Source organism: Micromonospora sp. NPDC023956, assembly GCF_040639195.1.
Classification (GTDB): domain Bacteria; phylum Actinomycetota; class Actinomycetes; order Mycobacteriales; family Micromonosporaceae; genus Micromonospora.
The window spans coordinates 348,730-370,185 of the sequence record NZ_JBEZZN010000003.1 but is presented as its reverse complement, the minus strand read 5'-3'; the positions used below and the strand labels follow the sequence as shown (position 1 = coordinate 370,185).

At 73.6% G+C, this 21,456-nt stretch carries 23 protein-coding genes; 9 read left to right on the top strand and 14 right to left on the bottom strand.

The window, feature by feature from the left end; all coding sequences use genetic code 11:
- Positions 1-28 precede the first annotated feature (28 nt).
- From AB0F58_RS07945 to AB0F58_RS07925, 5 genes are all read right to left on the bottom strand, one after another.
- Positions 29-934, bottom strand: a complete 906-nt coding sequence (locus AB0F58_RS07945) for a lysophospholipid acyltransferase family protein (RefSeq protein ID WP_357140415.1) — start codon at positions 932-934, stop codon at positions 29-31.
- 68 nt (positions 935-1,002) lie between these two features.
- The gene (locus tag AB0F58_RS07940; protein ID WP_357139602.1) at positions 1,003-2,073 is read right to left on the bottom strand and encodes an NAD-dependent epimerase/dehydratase family protein; all 1,071 of its coding nucleotides are present in this window, start codon (positions 2,071-2,073) and stop codon (positions 1,003-1,005) included.
- 122 nt (positions 2,074-2,195) lie between these two features.
- Positions 2,196-2,297, bottom strand: a complete 102-nt coding sequence (locus AB0F58_RS07935) for an AURKAIP1/COX24 domain-containing protein (protein ID WP_007465623.1) — start codon at positions 2,295-2,297, stop codon at positions 2,196-2,198.
- Between the two features lie 242 nt (positions 2,298-2,539).
- Positions 2,540-2,749 carry a helix-turn-helix domain-containing protein gene (locus AB0F58_RS07930; protein ID WP_088981934.1) on the bottom strand — a complete coding sequence of 70 codons (210 nt, stop codon included), beginning with the start codon at positions 2,747-2,749 and terminating at the stop codon, positions 2,540-2,542.
- A 425-nt stretch (positions 2,750-3,174) separates the two neighbouring features.
- Positions 3,175-4,452 (bottom strand): hypothetical protein, encoded by a 1,278-nt coding sequence (locus AB0F58_RS07925; protein ID WP_357139599.1) that lies wholly within the window; start codon positions 4,450-4,452, stop codon positions 3,175-3,177.
- Between the two features lie 83 nt (positions 4,453-4,535).
- On the opposite strand from AB0F58_RS07925, the gene AB0F58_RS07920 reads away from it, so the two are divergent.
- Positions 4,536-4,886, top strand: a complete 351-nt coding sequence (locus tag AB0F58_RS07920; protein WP_357139597.1) for a helix-turn-helix transcriptional regulator — start codon at positions 4,536-4,538, stop codon at positions 4,884-4,886.
- Positions 4,887-5,193: 307 nt separating this feature from the next.
- Here the strand turns inward: AB0F58_RS07920 and AB0F58_RS07915 are convergent, their stop codons facing one another.
- Positions 5,194-6,114, bottom strand: a complete 921-nt coding sequence (locus AB0F58_RS07915) for a proline dehydrogenase family protein (RefSeq protein WP_357139593.1) — start codon at positions 6,112-6,114, stop codon at positions 5,194-5,196.
- 134 nt (positions 6,115-6,248) lie between these two features.
- Here AB0F58_RS07915 and AB0F58_RS07910 point away from each other — a divergent pair, with 134 nt between their 5' ends.
- The 3 genes from AB0F58_RS07910 to AB0F58_RS07900 are packed head-to-tail and all read left to right on the top strand — an operon-like array spanning position 6,249 to position 8,287.
- A complete protein-coding gene (locus tag AB0F58_RS07910) occupies positions 6,249-6,545 on the top strand; it encodes a hypothetical protein (protein WP_357139590.1) in 297 nt (98 codons plus the stop codon).
- A 1-nt stretch (position 6,546) separates the two neighbouring features.
- Positions 6,547-7,716, top strand: coding sequence for a glutathionylspermidine synthase family protein (locus AB0F58_RS07905; RefSeq protein ID WP_357139586.1), 1,170 nt, complete (start codon positions 6,547-6,549; stop codon positions 7,714-7,716).
- A gap of 19 nt (positions 7,717-7,735) precedes the next feature.
- Positions 7,736-8,287, top strand: coding sequence for a CGNR zinc finger domain-containing protein (locus tag AB0F58_RS07900; protein ID WP_357139584.1), 552 nt, complete (start codon positions 7,736-7,738; stop codon positions 8,285-8,287).
- Between the two features lie 102 nt (positions 8,288-8,389).
- Here the strand turns inward: AB0F58_RS07900 and AB0F58_RS07895 are convergent, their stop codons facing one another.
- Both AB0F58_RS07895 and AB0F58_RS07890 read right to left on the bottom strand, forming a co-directional pair.
- Positions 8,390-9,196 (bottom strand): sugar phosphate isomerase/epimerase, encoded by an 807-nt coding sequence (locus AB0F58_RS07895; RefSeq protein WP_357139581.1) that lies wholly within the window; start codon positions 9,194-9,196, stop codon positions 8,390-8,392.
- Between the two features lie 76 nt (positions 9,197-9,272).
- On the bottom strand, positions 9,273-10,217 hold the full coding sequence (locus AB0F58_RS07890) for a Ppx/GppA phosphatase family protein (protein ID WP_357139579.1): 945 nt from the start codon (positions 10,215-10,217) through the stop codon (positions 9,273-9,275).
- Positions 10,218-10,289: 72 nt separating this feature from the next.
- Between AB0F58_RS07890 and AB0F58_RS07885 the strand changes: the two genes are divergently transcribed.
- The gene (locus AB0F58_RS07885) at positions 10,290-11,087 is read left to right on the top strand and encodes a hypothetical protein (RefSeq protein ID WP_357139576.1); all 798 of its coding nucleotides are present in this window, start codon (positions 10,290-10,292) and stop codon (positions 11,085-11,087) included.
- 82 nt (positions 11,088-11,169) lie between these two features.
- Here AB0F58_RS07885 and AB0F58_RS07880 read toward each other — a convergent pair whose 3' ends face one another.
- Complete coding sequence (locus AB0F58_RS07880) at positions 11,170-11,853, bottom strand: response regulator transcription factor (RefSeq protein ID WP_357139573.1); 684 nt, start codon at positions 11,851-11,853, stop codon at positions 11,170-11,172.
- Between the two features lie 23 nt (positions 11,854-11,876).
- Entirely contained in the window at positions 11,877-13,211 is a 1,335-nt protein-coding gene (locus AB0F58_RS07875) for an ATP-binding protein (protein WP_357139570.1), read from the bottom strand.
- A gap of 265 nt (positions 13,212-13,476) precedes the next feature.
- Between AB0F58_RS07875 and phoU the strand changes: the two genes are divergently transcribed.
- Positions 13,477-14,118 (top strand): phosphate signaling complex protein PhoU, encoded by a 642-nt coding sequence (phoU, locus tag AB0F58_RS07870; RefSeq protein ID WP_357139566.1) that lies wholly within the window; start codon positions 13,477-13,479, stop codon positions 14,116-14,118.
- Positions 14,119-14,221: 103 nt separating this feature from the next.
- Here phoU and AB0F58_RS07865 read toward each other — a convergent pair whose 3' ends face one another.
- Positions 14,222-14,989: a phosphoglyceromutase gene (locus tag AB0F58_RS07865; protein ID WP_357139563.1), complete on the bottom strand. Its 768-nt coding sequence runs from the start codon at positions 14,987-14,989 to the stop codon at positions 14,222-14,224.
- 153 nt (positions 14,990-15,142) lie between these two features.
- Here AB0F58_RS07865 and AB0F58_RS07860 point away from each other — a divergent pair, with 153 nt between their 5' ends.
- Positions 15,143-16,468, top strand: a complete 1,326-nt coding sequence (locus tag AB0F58_RS07860; protein ID WP_357139559.1) for an MFS transporter — start codon at positions 15,143-15,145, stop codon at positions 16,466-16,468.
- Between the two features lie 420 nt (positions 16,469-16,888).
- Here the strand turns inward: AB0F58_RS07860 and AB0F58_RS07855 are convergent, their stop codons facing one another.
- The 3 genes from AB0F58_RS07855 to mshA form a co-directional block, all read right to left on the bottom strand.
- A complete protein-coding gene (locus AB0F58_RS07855; RefSeq protein ID WP_357139556.1) occupies positions 16,889-17,614 on the bottom strand; it encodes a hypothetical protein in 726 nt (241 codons plus the stop codon).
- A gap of 73 nt (positions 17,615-17,687) precedes the next feature.
- Entirely contained in the window at positions 17,688-18,224 is a 537-nt protein-coding gene (locus AB0F58_RS07850) for a YbjN domain-containing protein (RefSeq protein ID WP_357139553.1), read from the bottom strand.
- Between the two features lie 68 nt (positions 18,225-18,292).
- Complete coding sequence (gene mshA / locus AB0F58_RS07845; RefSeq protein ID WP_357139550.1) at positions 18,293-19,651, bottom strand: D-inositol-3-phosphate glycosyltransferase; 1,359 nt, start codon at positions 19,649-19,651, stop codon at positions 18,293-18,295.
- Between the two features lie 217 nt (positions 19,652-19,868).
- On the opposite strand from mshA, the gene AB0F58_RS07840 reads away from it, so the two are divergent.
- Positions 19,869-20,633: an SDR family NAD(P)-dependent oxidoreductase gene (locus AB0F58_RS07840; protein ID WP_357139546.1), complete on the top strand. Its 765-nt coding sequence runs from the start codon at positions 19,869-19,871 to the stop codon at positions 20,631-20,633.
- Positions 20,633-21,418 (top strand): class I SAM-dependent methyltransferase, encoded by a 786-nt coding sequence (locus AB0F58_RS07835; protein ID WP_357139543.1) that lies wholly within the window; start codon positions 20,633-20,635, stop codon positions 21,416-21,418. The genes AB0F58_RS07840 and AB0F58_RS07835 overlap by 1 nt, the downstream gene beginning before the upstream one ends.
- The last annotated feature ends 38 nt before the right edge of the window (positions 21,419-21,456 follow it).

Sequence of the window (21,456 nt, the reverse complement as noted above, 5' to 3'; positions counted from 1 at the left end):
AACGGTGGCCGTCCGGCGGGGGGGGGCGTCAGGGCCCGAACGGGTCGGGCCGACGTTCCAGGAGCTGGTGCAGGGTCTGCTGGATGGTCTCCCGGACCTGGTCGGCGAGGTTGAACACGACCAGCGGGTCGTCGGCCGAGTCGGTCAGGTGCGCGGTGGGGATCGGCGGGCAGAACTCGATCAGCCACTTGCTCGGCAGCGGCACCATGCCCAGCGCCCCGAGCCACGGGAAGGTCGGGGTGATCGGGAAGTAGGGGAGCTTGAGCAGGCGCGCGAGCGGCTTGATGTCGGCGAGCATCGGGTAGGTCTCCTCGGCGCCGACGATGGCCACCGGGACGATCGGGGTGCCGGTACGCAGCGCCGCCGAGACGAACCCGCCCCGACCGAAGCGTTGCAGCTTGTACCGGTCGGCGTAGAGCTTGCCGATGCCCTTGAACCCCTCGGGGAAGACGCCGACCAGTTCGCCGTTGCGCAGCAGGCGTTCGGCGTCCGGGTTGCAGGCGACCGTACCGCCGGACTTGCGGGCCACCTCGGAGACGATCGGCATCCGGAAGACCAGGTCCGCGCCGAGCAGCCGGAGGAACCGGTGCGCCGGGTGCTGGTCGTGCAGGGCCGCGGAGAGGATCAACGCGTCCAGCGCGACGGTGCCGGAGTGGTTGCCGACCACCAGGCCGGCCTCCTCCACGGGTACGTGTTCCAGGCCGGTGACCTCGGTCCGGAACCAGTCCCGGTAGAGCAGGCGCAGCAGCGGGTGGAAGACCGCCTCGGTGAGATCCGGGTCGAAGCCGAACTCGTCGATCTCGTAGTCGCCGGCCAACCGGCGACGCAGGAAGGCCAGGCCCTGAGCGACCCGGCGGTCCCACTGGTCGACCGGACGGTCCGGCACGGCGGGCGGATCCGGGTGGTGGCCGTTGCGGCGGGCCGGTCGGGCCAGGTCGGTGGCGTCCGGCGGCGCGAACGGGCGGCCCGCCGGCACGTCCCGCTCGGTCCCGTCGGGGCGGCTCACGACTGCTCCCGTACGGCCGCCCGGACCTGCCTGATCCCGGCGAGGACGGCCTGTTCGGCGGCGGTGAGCTGGTCGCGGGTGACCACCACTCCCCCGTGGTGGGCGCGGAGGAAGTCGTCGAAGGCGGCGGCGGTGGAGCGCGGGGTGAAGCCGTACTCGGCGACCAGTCGGCTGGTGTCGACCACCCGGCCGTGCACGAAGAGGTCGACCTGGTCGAGGCCGAGCCGGCCGTACCCGAGCGTCCGGGCGAGCGCGACCGCCCCGGAGAGCCCCGGCTCCAGCACCGGCACCTCGAGCCGACCGGCCCGGCGGATGGCCTGCGAGAGCGAGAGCACACCCGGACCGGCGACGTTGTAGGTGCCCGGATGGTCCTCGACGACCGAGCGGTACAGCACCTCCAGGGCGTCGTCGAAGTGGAGGAACTGGAGTCGGGGATCCCGGCCGAGGACGGTGGGGACGATCGGCTGGCGGAAGTACCGGGTCAGCGTGGTGTCGGCGGTGGAACCGATGAACGGCGCGAAGCGCAGCACGGTGGCGGTGACGTCGGGTCGGCGGCGACGGAAGCCGCGGACGTACCCCTCGATGTCGAGGATGTCGCGGCCGAACCCGCCGCGCGGCACCTCGCGCGGCTCGGTCTCCTCGGTGAAGACCGCCGGGTCGCGGAAGGAGACGCCGTACGCCGCGGTCGACGACCGGACGACGACCTTGCGCAGCCGGGGTGCCCGCTGGCAGGCGGCGAGGAGCTGCATGGTGCCGATGACGTTCTGTTCCTTCATCGCCGCCCGGCCGCCCTGCTGCCGGTCGGGGGCGCTGACCAGGGCGAGGTGGACCACCGCGTCGACCTCCAGGTCGGCGAGGAGGTCACCGAGCGAGCCGGCGTCGACCCGCACCCGCTCGACCCGGTCGAGCAGGTCGGCCGGCTCCGCCGCGCCGGCCGGATCCGCGCCGATCACCCGGTCGATCCTGGGGTCGGCGGCGAGCCGGGCGGCGACGTGCGCGCCGAGATAGCGACTGACCCCGGTCACGACGACGACCCCCGGAGCACCTGAGGTGCCACCGGGGGTCATGTCGCGCACCCTGCCCGGCAGGCCGGATCATCCAGCCGGGACGTCCACGGCCTTCTCACCTGAGCCTCCGAGGGTCGACAGATGGCAAGTGGTACACGGTGCCGGGTCACCCCCGGCACCGGTCACTTGCCGAGACGGCGACGCTGGACGCGGGTCTTGCGCAGCAGCTTGCGGTGCTTCTTCTTAGCCATGCGCTTGCGGCGCTTCTTGACCACCGAGCCCATACGACAGCCTTTCGATGCAACGTGCGGGGCGGACCAGAGGCACCACGACATGGTGCTGGTACCGCTTGCGGACAACGGACCGGACCTGGTGAGTGGCATCGCGGCGCACCGCTGGGTGGTCACGGTCGAGATCCAGGGTAGCCGCAGAGCATCAGCAGGACCAACGCGCCCCCGTCGATGCCCGTTCCGGGGCGCTCCGGGACACCCCCGGCCCGCGCCGGCCCGCGTTCCCGGGACGACCGTCAGGCGGTCTCGGAGAACGCTCCGCGCAGGTACTCGTGCACCGCGTGTTCGGGCACCCGGAACGACCGGCCGACCCGCACCGCGGTGAGTTCACCGCTGTGCACGAGCCGGTAGACCGTCATCTTCGACACTCGCATGACCGCCGCCACCTCGGCGACGGTGAGGAACTTGACCTCCGACAGCCGTCCGTCGGACTGCGACCCGGCCATGGCTCACCGACCCATCCCATGCCCAGCGCGGCCTGCGACGGGTTCGTCCCGCCACCAGGGCAACGCGCGTGTTACCAGTACGGTAACGGGACGGCTGTGAACGGCGCGATCCCTTCGCGCATTTGATCTCGTCAGGAGTCAGCTTCCGCCCGGTTGAGCTGCGGCGGAAGGCGCCCGGTGGCTCCGGTGGCGCCACCGGGGCCACCGGGCGGGCGCCCCGGGCCGATTGCGGACACGGTCCGGGGCTCCGCACTGGGAGCGTGGTCAGTGTCGCAGACCCGACCGGCGGTCCGGACGGCGGTCGATCATGGCGGCCCACTGCCGGGGTGGACGCTCCGCGACCACGGGACCGGCCGATCCGGCGGGGACGCGCCCGGCCACCCCCGCTCGCGGAGCTGGCCCCGGGCACTCCCGGGCGGAACCGCCTAGCCGGCCACGGCCGCGCGTACCCGGGCGACGCAGTCGTCGTGCAGCTCCGGCCACGGCTCGCCGTAGACCTCCCGGGCGGCGTCCGCCACCGGCCGGCGGTCGTGCACCACCGCCGCGAAGAAGTCGAGCAGGCGCTGGCCGCCGTACCGGTCCACCAGGTACCGGACGGCCAGGTAACCGACGCCGTAGCTGGCCGCGACCCGGTCGGCGGGGGCGTCGGCGCCGGGAGCGAGGGTGTCGAGACGGCCGTCCCAGCCGCCCCCGGCCACCAGCCGCCGGACGTCGTCCAGCCCGGCGTACCGGCGCACCGGGCGGCCACCCGCCCCGGCCAGCTCGGCCGTCCCCTCCACCAGCCACCAGGCGTGCCGGTCGGACCAGCCGCCGGCCGGCAGCGACGCGGCGTGGGTCAGCTCGTGCCGGAGCAGGTCGGCGACCCCTCCGGTGCGCAGCGCGTCCGCGTTCAGCACCACCTCGTGATGCCCGCCGCCGACGGTCACCACGTACCCACCGGTCCACGCCGGCCGGCCGCCGCCGTACCAGCGTCGCCACTCGGCCCGGCCGGCATAGAAGATCCGGTACCGGTCCGGCGGGACACCGTCCACGACGTACCCGTCGGCGACCGTCGCGGCAGCCTCCGCCTCGGCGAGCAACCCGGGCAGCCGGGTCCGCAGGTCGGGGGTGGTGGCCACGACGGTGCGCCGGCCGACGGCGGCCACCAGTTCGCTGACCTCCCACGGCCGGGTACCGGTCTCGGCGGAGGCGGAGGGTTCGACGGCGACCAGGCGGGGTCCGTCGGACGTCTCCCGCCACCGGGTAGCGGCCAGCACCGGGCTGGGGGTGCAGGTGGGCACCACGAGGCAGTACCGGTAGGTCACCACCTGCCGCCACTGGCCCGGCCGACCGGGCGTCGGGGTCGGCTGCCCGCTCGACTCGGCCCGCCAGACCGCGATCCGCAACGCGCGCAGGGCGGTGAACCGCCGGCCGAGGTCGACCCGGGCGGCCGGCTCGGCGACCGCGAGGAAGCCGTCCCGGTCACCGCGCAGCAGCGCCCCGGCCTGCCGACCGAGTTGCGCGTCGATCGCGGCGGCCAGCCGGGCGGCCGGCCCGCCGGGACCCGATGCCGGGTCCCCGGTCGACCGGCCCGCCGTCTGACGGACCACGGCCGCCACCAACGCCGCCGGCAGGAGGCAGCCCAGGGCCACGGCCACCACGGCGACCACTGCCCAGAGGACCCCGCGCCGCCTGCGCCGCGACCCGTGCCGCTCGTCCTCCACGGCGGGGAGAGTACGCCATTCGGCTGGCCGGACTGCCGTTTGCGCCGGCTGGTCAGGGCTTCCGGCTTACCTAGACTCCGGACATGGCTCGTACCGGCCCCCGGCTCACCCCGCAGACGGTCGAGGTGCTGCGGCTGCTCCTCGCCGCGCCGGACCAACCCCGGTACGGCCGGGACATCGCCCGCCAGACGAAGCTGAAGACCGGCACCCTGCACCCGATCCTGGCCCGGATGGAGGTGGCCGGCTGGGTGGAGAGCTTCTGGGAGGACCCGGCCGCGCACGAGGCCCAGGGCCGGCCGCGCCGCCGGTACTACCGGCTCACCCCCGACGGGGTACGGGTGGCCGGCGCGGCCGTCGCCTGCGTGGCCGGCGAGGGGCACCCGGGCGTCGGGTCGCCCGTCCTGCGTACCGAGCACGGCTTCCGCCCGCATTAGCGGGGTGCCGGCTCGGGTCAAGAGCCACCGGGCCACATTGGCAGACCGTGAAAGAAAAAATTACAACTAGACCGGTCAATGTCTACCTAGGTAGGTTTTCTGGAGAGCGCTCGCCGCCGGACACGTCGGCCGGGTTCCGGCCGGTCGGCCTTCGGACCCTGCCGGCCACCCGGCATCTCGACCCACCGGAGAACGGGGGCGGTGGGTCGGGCGGGCGCCCCCACCCGGGGCCCCACCGGACGCCGGGTGTGGCGCGGGCCGGCGGACGAGGGGTCTCCGCCGGCCCGCTCCGCGTCCGGCGGGCGGATCACTTCCGGGAGAGCAGGGCGCGGCCGAAGAAGGCGAGGTTGGCCGGGCGCTCGGCGAGCCGCCGCATGAGGTAGCCGTACCACTGGTCGCCGTAGGGCACGTACGTCCGGACGGTGTAGCCGGCGGCGACGAGCCGGGCCTGCTCCTCGGGCCGGATGCCGTAGAGCATCTGGAACTCGAAGCTGCCCGGCCCCCGGTCGAACCAGCGGGCCCGGTCCTCCCCGATCGCGATCAGGCGGGGGTCGTGGGTGGCGAGCATCGGATAGCCGGCCCCGGACAGCAGCACGGTCATGCAGCGGACGTAGGAACGGTCCACGTCCCGGGCCGACTGGTACGCGACGGACTCCGGCTCGCGGTACGCGCCCTTGCAGAGCCGGACCCGGGAACCGGCGGTGGCCAGGTCCCGGCAGTCCGCCTCGGTCCGCCGCAGGTACGCCTGGAGGACCGCCCCGGTGCCGGGGTGGTCCGTGCGGAGCTTGGACAGGATGTCCAGCGTCGAGTCGGTGGTGGTGTGGTCCTCCATGTCCAGGGTGACCGTGGTGCCCGCCTCGTCGGCGGCCACGCAGATCGACCGGGCGTGCTCGTAGGCGAGCTGCTCGTCGAACTTCTGGCCGAGGGCGGAGAGCTTCACGCTCACCTCGGCCGCCGGGGTGAGCCCGGCCGCGTGCAACGCCCGCAGCAGGGTGAGGTACCCGTCGCGGGTGGCGGTGGCCTGCTCGGGTTTGACGGTGTCCTCGCCCAGGTAGTCGAGGGTGACCGTGAGGCCGTCGCCGACGAGTCCGCGGGTCGCGCGCAACGCGTCGTCGGTGCCGGCGCCGGCGACGAACCGGCGGACGACGTCCCGGGTGTAGGGGGCCGTCTCGACGAGCCGCTCGACCCGGGATGACCGGGCTGCGGCGAGGATGACCGAACGGAGCATGAGCCGAGCGTAACGCCCGACCCGGGAGCCGCGCCCGGCAGCGGCCACCTGCACCGCTGGCCCGTTTTGCCCCGGGATGGTGGCCCGGAAATCGTTGACCAGGGCCATTTCCCGCACGACCGGGTGACGACGCGGTGGCGACCATCCGCTACAACGAACGGGTGGAAACTCGCTCCCCTCGCCGCCTCCGGTCGGCGACCGTGCAACTCGGCACGCTCACCGTGCTCGCGCTGGCGCTCTCCGGGTGCAACATGACCTCGGACGACGACGATGACGACTGCGCCCTCGGTCCGGGCGGCGGAGGCGGCACCGTGGCGCTGGCCTTCCGGAACCCCGCACCGACGACCGGCGGGGCCGCCCCGGAACCGGTCTCGGCGGCCGTCCCGGAACGTGGCGGCTTCGGCACCCACCTGGCCGACTGCGGCGGCTGACGTGCGCCGGGAGACCCGCGCGCCCCGGCCCGGCTGGCAGGCGACGATCCGCGAGCAGGGCCTGGTCTACGCCGAGACCGAACTGCCCGACGGCGAACTCATGTCGTACTGGGACGAGAGCGCCGCGTACGCGTTCGACCTGGCCGAGGTGCTCCGGCTGGAGGAGGCGACCGAGGAGTTGCACCGGATGTCGGTGGCCGCCGCCGAGCACGTGGTGGCCCGCAACCGGTACGCCGACTTCGGCATCCCGGCCTGGGCGGCCGAGGCGGTGGCCCGGTCGCTGCGCGAGCGCCCGCCCAGCCTGTACGGCCGGTTCGACCTCTGGTACGACGGATCCTGGCCGCCGAAGCTGCTGGAGTACAACGCCGACACCCCCACCTCGCTGGTCGAGGCCGGCATCATCCAGTGGTACTGGCTGGAGCAGACCGGGCCCGACCTGGACCAGTGGAACAGCCTGCACGAACGGCTGGTCGCCGCCTGGCACCGGATCGGCCTGGGTCTGCACGATCCGACCGTCCACGTGTTCTGGTCGCGGGAGGAGGACTCCGGCGAGGACCAGATGACCGCCGGCTACCTCGCCGAGTGCGCCCGCCAGGCCGGGCTCAAGGCCGAACTGATGCCGATCCAGGAGGTCGGCTGGGACGGCCGCCGCTTCGTCGACCGGCAGGACCGACCGGTCACCACCTGCTTCAAGCTCTACCCGTGGGAGTGGATGCTCGCCGAGCCGTACGGGCGGCCCGCCCTGGAGCCGGGCACCCCGACCACCTGGATCGAGCCCGCCTGGAAGCTGCTGCTGTCCAACAAGGCGCTGCTGGCCGTCCTCTGGGAGCTGTACCCCGGGCACGAGCTGCTGCTCCCGGCCTACCTCGACTCGCCCCGGCAGATGCCCGAGTACGTGGTCAAGCCCCTGCTCGGGCGGGAGGGCGGGTCGGTCCGGATCGTCACCGCCGGTGGCGCCGAGATCAGCAACCCGGGCATCTACGGCGACGAGGGCTGGTGCTACCAGGAGTTCCGGGCGCTGCCGGAGTTCGCCGGCAACCGGGTGGTGCTCGGCAGCTGGATCGTCGACGGCGAGTCGGCCGGGGCGGGCATCCGGGAGAGCGCAAGCCTGATCACCGATGGCTACGCCCGGTTCCTGCCTCACTACATCGATGCGCCACGCGCTTCCTGAGTCGTCTACCGTTGGGGGTGTGAACTTCGACGCGTACGCCCGAAACGGCGTTGACCTCGTCAACGCCCGCCTGGACGACCTCGACGACCTGCTGTCCCTGCTCCCCGGTGATGACGCGGGGCTGCGCGAAGAGATCACCGAACGGGATCTGGCGACCTTCCGCCGGGCCCGGAAACGGCTGCGGGGTGTCTTCGAGTCCGGCGCCTCCGGCCGGGACGCCGAGACGGTCGCGGAGCTGAACTCCCTGCTGGAGTCGTACCCGGTGCACCCGCACATCTCCGGGCACGACTCGAGCGACTGGCACATGCACCCGGCGAGCCGCGGCGCCTCGATCGCGGTCGACTACCTGGCCGGCGCGGTCTGGGGACTGGCCGTCTGGCTCTGCGAGTACGGCAGCGCCCGGTTCGGGGTCTGCGCGGACGAGCGGTGCGGCAACGTCTACCTGGACACGTCCTCCAACTGCTGCCGGCGGTTCTGCTCGGAGCGCTGTGCCACCCGGTCGCACGTGGCCGCCCACCGGGCGCGCAAACGCGCCGCCACCGCCGACCAGCCACTCGCCCCGGTCAGCTGAACCCACCCACCGCTCCGCCACCCGCCGGCCCGCTTGTCGGTTACCTGGCTGGCCGGCACCGCCACCCGGTCCGGTCGCCGACCGCCCACCTGCGGCGGTGGTTCAGGCGTCGACCGGGGACGGAGCGGCGAGGTGCTGGCGGGCGAAGTCGAGAGCGGCCCGCAAATCGGCCTCGCGGACCGCACGGCTCTTCGCACCCCGGGTGGCCACCTCCACCGCCACCGAACCGGTGAAGCCCCGCCCGGCCAGCGAGGAGAGCAGCTCGGCGCAGGGCTGGTTGCCCCGCCCCGGCACCAGGTGCTCGTCGCGCCCCTCGCCGGTGCCGTCGCCGAGGTGGACGTGGGCCAGCCGGTCGGCCATCCGGTCGGCCATCGCCAGCGCGTCGGTGTGCGAGGCGGCGCAGTGCGACAGGTCGAGGGTGTAGGCGTCGTACCCGGTGTCGGTCGGATCCCAGCCGGGCAGGTACGGCACGAACTGCCGGCCCGCCATCCGCACCGGGTACATGTTCTCCACCGCGAAGCGCAGCCCGCCGTGCCGCCGGCCGATGTCGGCCATGCCGTCGGCGAAGCCCCGGGCGTAGTCGCGCTGCCAGGTGAAGGGCGGGTGGACGACGACCGTCGGAGCCTGGAGGTCCTCCGCCAACTCGGCCGCCTTCCGGAGCCGCTCCCACGGGTCGGGGCTCCACACCCGCTGGGTGACCAGCAGGCAGGGCGCGTGCACCGACAGGACCGGCACGTCGTAGTGCGCGGCGAGACCGCGCAGCGCGCCGGCGTCCTGGCTGACGGCGTCCGTCCAGACCATCACCTCGACGCCGTCGTAGCCGAGCGCCGCGGCCAGCTGGAACGCCGCCGCAGTCGGCTCCGGGAAGACCGAGGAGCTGGAAAGGAGCACCGGGACGCGGGAAGTCACAGGAACCAGGGTAGCCCGCCGTCGATGACGGCATCGTGACGAGCAGTCGCAAACCACCCGTAGCCTTCGGATTCGATCACACCGGCCCGAGCTGGTCCAGCCGACGGAGGATGACCCCCTCGCGCAGCGCCCAGGGGCAGACGTCCAGCGCCTCGACGTCCAGCCGGCGGAGCACCGCCTCGGCCACCACCGCCCCGGCGAGGAGCTGGTGCGAACGGCCGGCGCTGACCCCCTCCACCTCGGCGAGCTGGACGGGTGGGATGTGCCGGATGAAGGTCAGCACCTGCCGCAGCCCGGTCCGGGTGAGCCGGCGGGGGGCCCACAGACCGGCGCTGGACGGGGCCGCCCCGGCCAGCCGGGCCAGCGTCCGGAACGTCTTCGAGGTGACCACCGGCCGGTCCCAACCCACCCCGGCCATCTGCTCGACCACCGGGTCGAGCATCGTGTCGACGTACTCCCGTAACTCGTCGACGACCTCGGCGGGCGGCGGGGTGGCGGTGGTCGGGTCCACCCCCAGCCGCTCCCGGGTCAGCCGGCCGGCACCGAGCGGCAGCGACACCGCCACGGTCGGGTCCTCGTCGATCCCGGCGGCCACCTCCAGCGAGCCACCGCCGATGTCCAGCACCAGCAGCCGGCCGGCCGACCAGCCGAACCAGCGGCGCACCGCCAGGAAGGTCAGCCGCGCCTCGTCCGCCCCGGCGAGCACCTCCAGCCGTACGCCGGTCTCGTCCCGGACCCGGGCCAGCACCTCGGCGCCGTTGGTGGCGTCGCGGACGGCGGAGGTGGCGAAGGCGATCAGGTCGTCGGTGGCCAGGCCGACGGCCGCCTGCCGAGCGGTGCCCACCGCCTCGACCAGCGCGTCCGCGCCGGCCCGACGCAACGCGCCGTCCGGGCCGATCTGCTCGGCGAGGCGGAGCACCATCTTCTCGGAGTGCGCCGGCCAGGGGTGGGCACCGTGGTGCGCGTCCACCACCAGCAGGTGCACCGTGTTGGAACCGACGTCGAGAACACCCAGTCGCATGGGAAGACCCTAGAGCCCACCCGGGTAACCGGCTCGCCTGCCGGGCGGCCGCACCCGCGTTAGGCTGGCCGGATGGAGATCCGAGTGCTGGTGGACGGGCCGGCCGACCCGCGCAGCCGCGAAGTGCCGCTGGATTTCCCCCGCGAGTGGGTCGAGTTCGTCGACCCGGCCGACGAACGGCACGTCGTCCGCGCCGACCTGACCTGGCTGCTCTCCCGCTGGACATGCATCTTCGGCCGGGGCTGCCACGGCATCGTCGCCGGTCGGGCCGCGGACGGGTGCTGCTCGCACGGCGCGTTCTTCACCGACGACGACGACGAGAAGCGGGTGCGGGCCGCCGCCAAGCGACTGACGCCGCAGACCTGGCAGCACCACCGGCGCGGGTTCAAGAACTGGACCGAGATGGACACCGTCGACGGCAAGAACCCGGCCCGGCGGACCGCCACCCGGAGCGTCGACGGCCCGTGCGTCTTCCTCAACGACGCCGACTTCCCCGCCGGGGGCGGCTGCGCGCTGCACGCCCAGGCGCTGCGGGACGGAGCGCACCCGCTGGAGTACAAGCCGGACGTCTGCTGGCAGCTGCCGATCCGGCGGGACCAGGAGTGGAGCAAGCGGCCGGACAACACGAAGGTGCTGGTGACCACACTGGCCGAGTTCGACCGGCGGGGCTGGGGCTCCGGTGGGCACGACCTGGACTGGTGGTGCACCTCGTCGCCGGAGGCGCACGTCGGCGGCGAGCCGATGTACCGGTCGTACGGGCCGGAGCTGACCGCACTGATCGGCGAACCCGCGTACGTCAAGCTCACCGAGCTGTGCGCGGCACGCCACCGGCAGGGCCTCGTCGCCCCGCACCCGGCCACCCCGTCCTGACTCGGTGCGGGGGGGGGCGGGAGTCCCCTGTCACCGTCCGGTGAGCAGCAGGGAACCCTGCCACCACCCTCGGCCGGTCGGCCTACGGCTCGAACTTGTAGCCGAGGCCGCGCACCGTGACGATGTAGCGCGGCGCGGACGGTTCCGGCTCGACCTTCGAGCGCAGCCGCTTGACGTGCACGTCGAGGGTCTTGGTGTCGCCGACGTAGTCCGCGCCCCACACCCGGTCGATGAGCTGCCCCCGGGTGAGCACCCGGCCGGCGTTGCGCAACAGCAACTCCAGCAGCTCGAACTCCTTCAGCGGGAGCTGCACCGGCGCGCCGTCGACGGTCACCACGTGGCGTTCGATGTCCATCCGGACCGGTCCGGCGGCCAGGCTGGGGCCGCCCGCATCGGCCGGCTCGGCGCTGCGCCGCCGCAGCACCGCCCGGATCCGGGCGACCAGCTCACGTGGCGAGTACGGCTTGGTGACGTAGTCGTCCGCCCCGATCTCCAGGCCGACCACCTTGTCGATCTCGCTGTCCCGGGCGGTGACCATGATGATCGGCACGTGGGAGCGCTGGCGGAGCTGGCGGCACACCTCCGTACCGGACATCTCGGGAAGCATCAGGTCGAGCAGGACGATGTCCGCACCCGTGCGATCGAACTCGGTGAGGGCGGACGTCCCGGTCGCGGCGACCGACACCTCGAAGCCCTCCTTCCGGAGCATGTACGACAGGGCGTCGGAGAAGGACTCCTCGTCCTCGACCACCAGAACGCGGCTCACCAGAGGGTTTCCTTTCGGTACGGTCAGACCTGCCGGAGCTCGGCCGGGCCGGCCTCGATCTCAGCGGACTGGAGTGTCGCCGCCAGGTCGTCCGGCGGACGGGCGGGCAACCGGAGGGTGAACGTCGAGCCACCACCAAGAGTGCTCGACACCTCGACCCGTCCGCCATGGTTACTGGCGATGTGCTTGACGATGGCCAGGCCCAGGCCGGTGCCCCCGGTGGAGCGGGAACGGGCCTGGTCGGCCCGGTAGAACCGTTCGAAGACCCGGTCCACGTCGGTGGGGGCGATACCGATGCCCTGGTCCGCGACGGCGACCTGGACGTGCTCGTCCTCGCTCCGCACGGTCACGGTGACCGTGGTGTCCTGGCCGGAGTAGATGATCGCGTTCTCCACGAGGTTCGCCACCGCCGTGGCGACCTGGCTGTCGTTGCCGTACACGGTCAGGCCCCGCTCGCCCTCGACGGCGATGGCCACCCGTCGGGCGGCGGCCGTGGTGCGGGTCCGGTCGAGCACCTCGGCGACCACCCAGTCCACCGCTACCGGCTCGGGGGCGGGCTGCGGTTCGGCGCCCTGCAACCGGGTCAGCTCCAGCAGCTCGTGCACCAGCCGGCCCAACCGGGTCGACTCGTGCTGGATCCGCTCGGCGAACCGCCGGGCGGCGGCCATGTCCTCGGAGCGGCCCGCGGCGGTCGGGTCGGCCGCCCCGGCGGTGGTCGGTCCGACCGCGCCGGCGCTCGTCCCCGCCGGTTCGGTGGCGTCGAGCAGGGCTTCGGCGAGCAGTTGGAGCGCGCCGATCGGGGTCTTCAGCTCGTGGCTGACGTTGGCCACGAAGTCGCGGCGGACCCGGGCCAGCCGGTGCGACTCGGTCACGTCGACGGCCTCGACGGCGACGTGGCCTCCGCCGATGCCCATCGCCCGCAGGTGCACCCCGAGCGGGTCCGGGCCGACGTTGTCGCGGCCCCGGGGCAGGTCGAGCTCGATCTCGCGGCGCACGCCGGTGCGCCGCACCTGCCCCGCCAACGTACGGATCAACGGGTGGGCGGCCATCGAGCCGGGCGTGGTGCCGGTGCGGAGCAGCCCCATCGCCCGAGCCGCCGGGTTGACCAGCACCGGCTGGTCGTCGGAATCGAGCACGACCACGCCGGCCCGGAGTGAGTCGATCGTTCTGCGGCCGAGGCCGGAGAGTCCTGCCTGCTGGTCGTCGGGCATCGCGGGCCTTCCTGCCGTGTTCCACCCGGATCCTGCGGAGCCCGTGCGCGGGGCGCGCGACCGGCGGGCGTACCGGGCCAGCAGAAGCCCGGCGACCAGCCCGATCACCAGGGCCAGCAGCACGCCGACCGTCGTTGCCCAGTCCACCCGGCGATCGTAGGGTCATTGTTCATCCGGCAACCGTGCAGAATGGGGCGAATCACTCTCGCTTCCGGGAGTGTTCACCGTCCCGACGGTGCACGTTCACCGTGGTTCACCCGGGCTCCGCCTGCCGCCCCTACGGTTGGCGCCGCAGCACCGCGCCGCCCGGTTCGCCGACGGCCACCCACCCGCGCCGTCCCCGCCCCGGGGCGGCGTTCCACCCGGGCCGCCGCCGCAGGGTGACGGCGACCACCGACCACAGGACGTGACGATGCGCGACGAGTTCCGGGCCGAACTGGAGGCCGTCAGCCAACTGCTGGTGGACATGGCCGAGGGGATCCGGGCCGCCATGCGGCAGGCCACCCGGGCACTGCTCACCGCCGACCGGAAGGCGGCCGAGGTGGTGATCGTGCGGGACGCCGAGATCGACAGCCTCTACCGGAACGTCGAGGAGCGGGTCTGCGAACTGCTCGCCCGGCAGGCCCCGGTCGCCTCGGACCTGCGGGCGGTGATCACCGCGCTGCACGTCGCCGCCGACCTGGAACGGATGGGTGACCTCGCCGACCACGTGGCCAAGACCGCGCTGCGGCGGCACCCCTCCCCCGCCGTCCCCGCCGAACTGCGGCCGATCTTCACCGACATGGCCGACATCGCGGACCGGATGGCAGCGAAGATCGCCTCGGTGCTGGCGGACCCGGACGCCGACCTCGCCGCCGAACTGGACCGCGACGACGACGCCATGGACGACCTGCACCGCAGTCTCTTCGGGGTGCTGCTCGACGACGGCTGGCCGTACGGGGTCGAGACGGCGATCGACGCCACCCTGCTCGGCCGGTTCTACGAGCGCTTCGCCGACCACGCGGTGAACGCCGGCGAGCACGTGGTCTACCTGGTCACCGGCGAACCGGTCTGAGCACCGTCGCCCCCGCCCGCCCAGGTGCTCGCCGGGGTCCCCCGCTACCCGGGAAGCGGTGACGGGGACCCCGGCGACCGACCGGGCCGGGGGGCGGGAGCGGTCAGCGACCCTGGTTGGCGACGGCCGCGGCGGCGTCCCGGGCGGCGTTCGGGTCCAGGTAGGTGCCGCCCAGGGTGAGCGGGCGCAGCTGCGGGTCGAGGTCGTAGCGCAGCGGGATGCCGGTGGGGATGTTCAGCTTCGCGATCTCGGCGTCCGAGATCTGGTCCAGGTGCTTGACCAGGGCGCGCAGCGAGTTGCCGTGCGCGGCCACCAGGACCGTCCGGCCGGCGAGGATGTCCGGCACGATCGAGTCGTACCAGTAGGGCAGCATCCGCTCGACGACGTCCTTGAGGCACTCGGTGCGCGGCATCAGCTCGCTCGGCAGCAGCGCGTACCGGGGGTCGCCGGCCTGGGACCACTCGTCGGTGTCGTCGATCGGCGGCGGCGGGGTGTCGTACGAGCGACGCCAGCGGGTGAACTGCTCCTCGCCGTACTCGTCGAGGGTCTGCTTCTTGTTCTTGCCCTGGAGGGCGCCGTAGTGGCGCTCGTTGAGTCGCCACGACCGGCGCGTCGCGATCCAGTGCCGGTCGGCGGCGTGCAGCGCCAGTTCGGCGGTGCGGATCGCCCGGCGCAGCAGGCTGGTGTGCACGACGTCGGGGAGCAGGTCGTGCTCGCGCAGCAGCTCGCCACCACGGCGCGCCTCGGTCTCGCCCTTGGCGGTCAGGTCGACGTCGACCCAGCCGGTGAAGAGGTTCTTGGCGTTCCAGTCGCTCTCGCCGTGCCGCAGCAGGACCAGCGTCCCGACGGTGGGCCCTTCGCTCGCAGTCATGGGGATCATCCTGCCCGAACCGTGGACCGGACACGCGGGGGGAGGCGGTGACGACCGCCACGTGGAAAAGCGGATGACCTGCGCGGGGAGGCGGGACTAAGTTCCGTAAGGCACCACACATGGAGCGGTCATTACGACAACGGGGGCGCGGGCGTGCGGACGGTACGGGGCTGGTTCCGGGAGACGACCGGCGGCCTACCGGCCACCTTCTGGTACCTCTGGGCCGGCACCCTGATCAACCGGCTCGGCTCGTTCGTCCTGATCTTCCTCGCCATCTACCTGACCCGGGAGCGCGGCTTCTCCGAACTCCAGGCCGGCCTGGTGCTGGGGCTCTGGGGGGTCGGTGGCGCGGTCGGCACGACCGTGGGCGGGACACTCGCCGACCGGTGGGGGCGCAAGCCCACCCTGCTCACCGCGCACGTCGGCGCGGCCAGCATGATGCTGGCGCTGGGCTTCGCCCGCCCGCTGTGGGCGGTGGCCGCCGGGGCGCTGCTGCTCGGCCTCTTCGCCGAGGCCTCCCGGCCGGCCTTCGGGGCGATGATGATCGACGTGGTCCCGGAACGGGACCGGCTCCGCGCCTTCTCCCTCAACTACTGGGCCGTCAACCTCGGGTTCGCCAGCGCCGCCGTGCTCGCCGGGCTCGCCGCCGAGGTCGACTACCTGCTGCTCTTCGTCGTCGACGCGGCCACCACGCTGGTCACCGCCGTGGTCATCCTGGTCAAGGTGCGGGAGACCCGGCAACCGAGCGTCAGCGTCCCGGCCGGCGGGGCCGCCGTGCCCCGGGGAGCGCTGCGGACCATCCTCACCGACCGGATCTACCTCGGCTTCGTGGCGCTCAACCTGCTCAGCGCGCTGGTCTTCCTCCAGCACATCTCGATGCTGCCGATCGCCATGGGCGAGGACGGCCTCTCCACCTCGACGTACGGTTCGGTGATCGCGCTCAACGGCGTCCTGATCGTGGTGGGCCAGCTCTTCGTCCCCCGGCTGATCCGGGGACGCAGCCGGTCCCACGTGCTCGCCCTCGCCTCCGTCGTGATGGGCGTCGGGTTCGGGCTGACCGCCTTCGCCGGGGCGGCCTGGTTCTACGGGCTCACCGTGCTGATCTGGACCCTCGGCGAGATGCTCAACTCCCCGTCGAACTCCACGCTGATCGCCGAACTCTCCCCGGCCGAGCTGCGCGGGCGCTACCAGGGCGTGTTCTCGCTCTCCTGGCAGATCGCCGGAGCCGCCGCGCCGATCCTCGGCGGACTGGTCCGGCAGGAGGCGGGCAACGCCGCGCTCTGGCTGGGCTGTGCCGCGATCGGCGGGGTCACCGCCGCCGCCCACCTGCTCTCCGGGCCGGCCCGGGAACGCCGGGCCGTCGCGCTGCGTCCGCCGGCCGTCGGACCGGCCGCGCCGGCGACCCTTCTCGTGCCGCCCGCCCCGCAGGCGGCGGAGGCGGCGGCGACCGCGCCGGCCGAACCCGCCACGACCCGCTGACCGGGCGGAGCGGCCGTCCCGCGCCCGGTCGCGGCGGCGGGCCGTACGCCAGCCCGTGCCGTCCCGACACGCGAAAGCGGGCGTCCGGTCCGACCTGGTCGGATCAGACGCCCGCATCGCTCACCCGGCGGCGGCGGGCGACACTCACCCCCGTAAGCGTCGCCCGCTCGCGCCGCCGGTTCAACAGGTGGGCGCCGTCCCCCAACGGCGTGGTCCACCCGTCCCCTACGTCCCGCCTGGTGCGCGGATCTGATCGATCCGCCGCTCCCCCGAACGTTTCCAAGCGCGGCGTAGGGCAATAAAGCTAGTTCGGTCAGTTTCCCAGGACAACCGTTTCGGGCTGTCTCGCCGGTCACAGCCGGTTACCTGACTCCACCGTTGACAACGTCGGGATACCCGTCCCGGATTCCGCTAAACGACCTATCCGTCTTCCCGATCGGGTGACTCGGTCCGGAAGAAGTTGCTGGGTCGGCCGTCCCGCAACTGTTCCTGGTAGATCAGGTTCAGCCGGCGCTCGTCGAACGTCCGGAACCACTCGTTCCAGGTGATCTGGCGCAGCCGCCGGCTCTCCCGGTAACCCGGAAGATCGAACGTCAGCACCCCGGCCCGACCGTCGCGCTCGGTACCGGAGATGGTCGCCGGCTTCGCCCGGCGGGCCCGCGCCCACCGCTGGATCACCTCGTGGTTGGTGGTGACCAGACTGCGCCCGGGACGCTCCGGCCGGTCCGCGGTCGACTCGATCCGCTGGGACGAGTGCACCGACCGGGACGTGGCCCGACCCGTACGGATGGTCGTCGGGGCCGGCGTCGCGGTCGCCCGTGGCTTCCGTTCCGCCCGGCCCTGCCCGGCCCGCTTGGACGCGGAGGCCGCCCGCGTCGACGTGCTCCGCCGGCCACCCGTGGCCGCCCGTCCGGACGGTCCGGTGCTCCGTTTGCCGGCTCCGCCGCGACGTTCCGCCTTCGCCAGCGCCTGTACCAGTTCCGGCTTGCGCAGCCGGGAGATGCCCGGGACCCCGTACCCCCGCAGCCGCTCACGGATCTCGTCCACCCGCAGTTGTCCGAGGTCGGACGGGGAGGTCTGCCGACTTCCCGTTCGCCGTCTCGCGGTCGCGGTCCCGCCGCGACCAGAGCTGTTCCGCTGAGCCATGGACGCTCACGCTCCTCGACAGTCCGTCGTCGCGGTGGGTCCCCATGCCGCACCGCGCGGGGCGGCATACCCGTCAGACGGGTTCCGAACCGCCGGACGCCCGGGAAGCATCGCCGGACGACGGGACGAAGAGGTGGGCGAACGCGGCGAGGTTCGCGGTCGACTCGCCCCGTTTGACCCGCCACTCCCACTCCCGGCGGATCGCCGCACCGAAGCCGATCTCCAGCATGGTGTCGAACGACTCGTCCGCGTAGGTCAGCACCGCGCCGAGGAGCCGGTCCAGCTCGTCGGCGTCCAGCCCGGCCAGGTTGACCCGGCCGGTCAGGTAGACGTCGCCGACGGTGTCGACGGAGAACGCCACGCCGTACATCCGGGCGTTGCGTTGCAGCAGCCAGGACCAGAGTTCCTCGCGCCGTTCGTCCGGCTGCCGCATCACGAACGCCTCGACCCGCAGCGCGTGGTCGCCGACGACCAGGTTGCAGATCGTCTTCAGCTTGTGGGTGCCGGGCAGGGTGACCGCGTACGACGTGGGACCGGTCGCCTCGTGTTCCAGCTCCCGCTCCGCGCAGTACGCCTCGATCAGGGCGGCAACCTCGCTCTTCGCGCTCATCGACCCCACTCTACGACCGCCGGGGACGCCCCGCCCCGCTCCCGCCGGCTCGGGTCGACCGGGCCGGATCAGCCGCAGGAGAGCACCGCGCCGTCGGCGGCCAGTTCGCAGGTGAGCCGGGCCCGGTAGTCGGCGATCGTCTCCCGGTACTCGGCGAGCAGCCCGTGCACCGTCCGGTCCCAGGAGAAGTGCGCGGCGTGCCGTACCGCCCCCCGGGCCAGGGCGGTCAACCGGGGCCGGTCCGGCAGGAGCTGCCCGATCGTGCCCGCCCAGGCGGCCGGGTCGTGCCCGTCGACCAGCATCCCGCTGACCTGGTCGCGGACCGCGGTCACCAGACCGCCGACGGCTGCCGCCACCACCGGCGTACCGCAGGCCTGCGCCTCCAGGGCGACCAGGCCGAACGACTCGTTGTACGACGGCACCGCGACCAGGTCGGCGGCCCGGTACAGGGCCGGCAGGTCGTCCCCGGTGCGCGGCGGCAGGAAACGGATCCGGTCGGTGACCCCGAGGGTGGCGGCCAGCTCGATCAACGAGGTCGGCCGGTCCAGGCCGCTCCCGCTCGGGCCGCCCACGATCACCATGGTCACCTGGTCGGCGAGGAGCGGATCACGGGCCCGCAACGCGGCGACCGCGCGCACCAGCACGTCCGGGGCCTTCAACGGCTGGATCCGCCCGACGAAGGCGACCACGTACCCCTCGGTGGGCAGGCCGAGCCGACGGCGGGCGGCCCGCCGGACGAGGACCGGGTCACCCGCCCCGGGGCGGAACCGGTCCAGGTCGACGCCGGGTTCGACCACGGTGACCCGGGTGGGCTCGGCGTCGTACCGGTCGATCAGGTCCCGGGCCTCGACGCCGGTGTTGGCGACCAGCCGGTCCGCCTCGGCGACGACCTGTTCCTCGCCGATCACCCGGGCCTTCGGTTCGGGCCGGTCCCCCGCCGCGAGCTGGGCGTTCTTCACCTTCGCCAGGGTGTGCGCGGTGTGCACCAGCGGCACCCCCCAGCGCTCCTTCGCCAACCAGCCGACCTGCCCGGAGAGCCAGTAGTGGGAGTGGATGAGGTCGTACCAGCCGGGCGGGCGGGCCGCCTCGGCCCGGAGCACCCCGGCGGTGAAGGCGCAGAGCTGGCCGGGAAGCTCCTCCTTGGTGAGCCCCTCCAGCGGACCGGACGTGACGTGCCGGACGTGCACGCCGGGCGCCATCTCGACCACCGGCGGCAGGTCACCGGAGGTGGCCCGGGTGAAGATGTCGACCTCGACGCCGGCGGCGGCGAGCCGGCGGGCGACCTCCACGATGTAGACGTTCATCCCGCCCGCGTCGCCGGTGCCCGGTTGGTGCAGCGGCGAGGTGTGTACGGAGATCGTGGCGATGCGCCTGGGCCACGGCCGGGCACCACGCTGACGACCGACACCGGTGTGCATCTCCGCCACGTCCGCTCCCTCAAACCACGGTGAATGCCGTCCGCACGACCGGCGCTTCTCGGACAACCCGCACGCCGGATCCCATCTTCCCGATCAGCGTCGGGAAATGTGTCAGGGCGGCCGTCGAGGGTGACGGACCTCATCGGTGACGGAGGTCATCCGGCCCCGGTGGGCGGAACGGGGTCGCGCCGGGCACACCGCGGACCCGGGGGGCGAGAATGGCCGGATGACCCCTGTCGCCATCGTCACCGGAGCGTCGAGCGGGATCGGCGCGGCCACCGCCCGCCGGCTCGCCACCGAGGGCTTCCACGTGCTCGCCGCCGCCCGCCGGGCCGACCGGCTGGCCGCCCTGGTCGCCGAGATCGCCGACGCGGGCGGTTCGGCCACCGCCGTCCCCTGCGACGTGACCTCCGCCGAGTCGGTCGCCGGATTGGCCGCCGCCGTCGAGCGGGCCCCCGGGCCGGTCACCCTGCTGGTCAACAATGCCGGCGGTGCCCGGGGGGTCGACCCGGTGGAGTCCGGATCGGTCGGCGACTGGCAGTGGATGTACGACGTGAACGTGCTCGGCACGCTCCGGGTGACCCAGGCGGTGCTGCCCGCGCTGGAGGCCTCCGGCGCCGGCACCGTCGTCATCGTCAGCTCCACCGCCGGGCTCGGCGTGTACGAGGGCGGCGGCGGCTACACCGCGGCGAAGCACGCGCAGACCGCGGTCGCCGGCACACTCCGGCTGGAACTCTGCGGTCGACCGGTCCGGGTGGTCGAGATCGATCCCGGCATGGTGCGGACCGACGAGTTCGCCCTGCACCGGTTCGACGGCGACGCCGAACGCGCGGCGGCGGTCTACGCCGGGGTCGCCGAGCCGCTGGTCGCCGAGGACGTGGCGGACTGCATCGCCTGGTGCGCCACCCGCCCCCAGCACGTCAACGTGGACCGGCTGGTGGTCCGGCCGCTGGCCCAGGCCGCCCAGCACAAGGTGCACCGGGTGGGCTAGTGACACCGCGGCTCAAGGGCGTGGTCACCCGGGGGACCACCAACCCGAACCGGCTCCGCCGGGTGGACAACTGGATCGTCGCCACCTGCGGCGACCGGCTCCGCTCGGCGGCCGACCCGCTCGTCGTCGACCTGGGGTACGGCGCGACACCGGTCACCGCCGTGGAACTGCGGGCCCGGCTCGCCGCCGGGGTCCGCGCCGACGTACGGCTGGTCGGTCTGGAGATCGATCCGGCCCGGGTGGCCGCCGCCGCGCCCGCCACCGACCCGCCCCGGCTCACCTTCGCCCGGGGCGGCTTCGAACTGGCCGGGCTCCGGCCCGCCCTGGTCCGCGCGTTCAACGTGCTCCGCCAGTACGACGAACGCGACGTCGCCGCCGCCTGGCGGACGATGACCGACGCGCTCGCTCCGGGCGGGTTGCTGGTCGAGGGGACCTGCGACGAGCTGGGCCGGCTCGGCGGTTGGGTGCTGCTCGACGCCGACGGCCCGCGCTCGCTCACGCTGGCCGCCCGGCTCTCCACCCTGGGCACCCCGGCCACCCTGGCGGAGCGGCTGCCCAAGGCGCTGATCCACCGGAACGTCCCCGGTGAACGGGTGCACGACCTGGTCCGGGCGCTCGACGACGGTTGGCGGACGGCGGCGGCGTACGCGCCCTTCGGCCCGCGCCAGCGCTGGCTGCGGACGGTGGCGGGCCTCCGTGAGGCGGGCTGGCCGCTGCTCGACCGGCCCCGCCGCTGGCGACTGGGCGAGCTGACCGTCCCGTGGTCCGCCGTGGCTCCCGCCTGAGGGGGTAGCCCGAGCGCGACGGCCGCCGCGGTCGGGCG

Bases quoted from the DNA above. Each gene is read 5' to 3' on its own strand.
- AB0F58_RS07940 (WP_357139602.1), bottom strand. From the start codon at position 2,073: ATGACCCCCGGTGGCACCTCAGGTGCTCCGGGGGTCGTCGTCGTGACC.
- AB0F58_RS07935 (WP_007465623.1), bottom strand. From the start codon at position 2,297: ATGGGCTCGGTGGTCAAGAAGCGCCGCAAGCGCATGGCTAAGAAGAAG.
- phoU (WP_357139566.1), top strand. From the start codon at position 13,477: ATGCGCGACGAGTTCCGGGCCGAACTGGAGGCCGTCAGCCAACTGCTG.
- AB0F58_RS07930 (WP_088981934.1), bottom strand. From the start codon at position 2,749: ATGGCCGGGTCGCAGTCCGACGGACGGCTGTCGGAGGTCAAGTTCCTC.
- AB0F58_RS07885 (WP_357139576.1), top strand. From the start codon at position 10,290: ATGGAGATCCGAGTGCTGGTGGACGGGCCGGCCGACCCGCGCAGCCGC.
- AB0F58_RS07840 (WP_357139546.1), top strand. From the start codon at position 19,869: ATGACCCCTGTCGCCATCGTCACCGGAGCGTCGAGCGGGATCGGCGCG.
- AB0F58_RS07920 (WP_357139597.1), top strand. From the start codon at position 4,536: ATGGCTCGTACCGGCCCCCGGCTCACCCCGCAGACGGTCGAGGTGCTG.
- AB0F58_RS07855 (WP_357139556.1), bottom strand. From the start codon at position 17,614: ATGGCTCAGCGGAACAGCTCTGGTCGCGGCGGGACCGCGACCGCGAGA.
- AB0F58_RS07890 (WP_357139579.1), bottom strand. From the start codon at position 10,217: ATGCGACTGGGTGTTCTCGACGTCGGTTCCAACACGGTGCACCTGCTG.
- AB0F58_RS07850 (WP_357139553.1), bottom strand. From the start codon at position 18,224: ATGAGCGCGAAGAGCGAGGTTGCCGCCCTGATCGAGGCGTACTGCGCG.
- AB0F58_RS07865 (WP_357139563.1), bottom strand. From the start codon at position 14,989: ATGACTGCGAGCGAAGGGCCCACCGTCGGGACGCTGGTCCTGCTGCGG.
- AB0F58_RS07915 (WP_357139593.1), bottom strand. From the start codon at position 6,114: ATGCTCCGTTCGGTCATCCTCGCCGCAGCCCGGTCATCCCGGGTCGAG.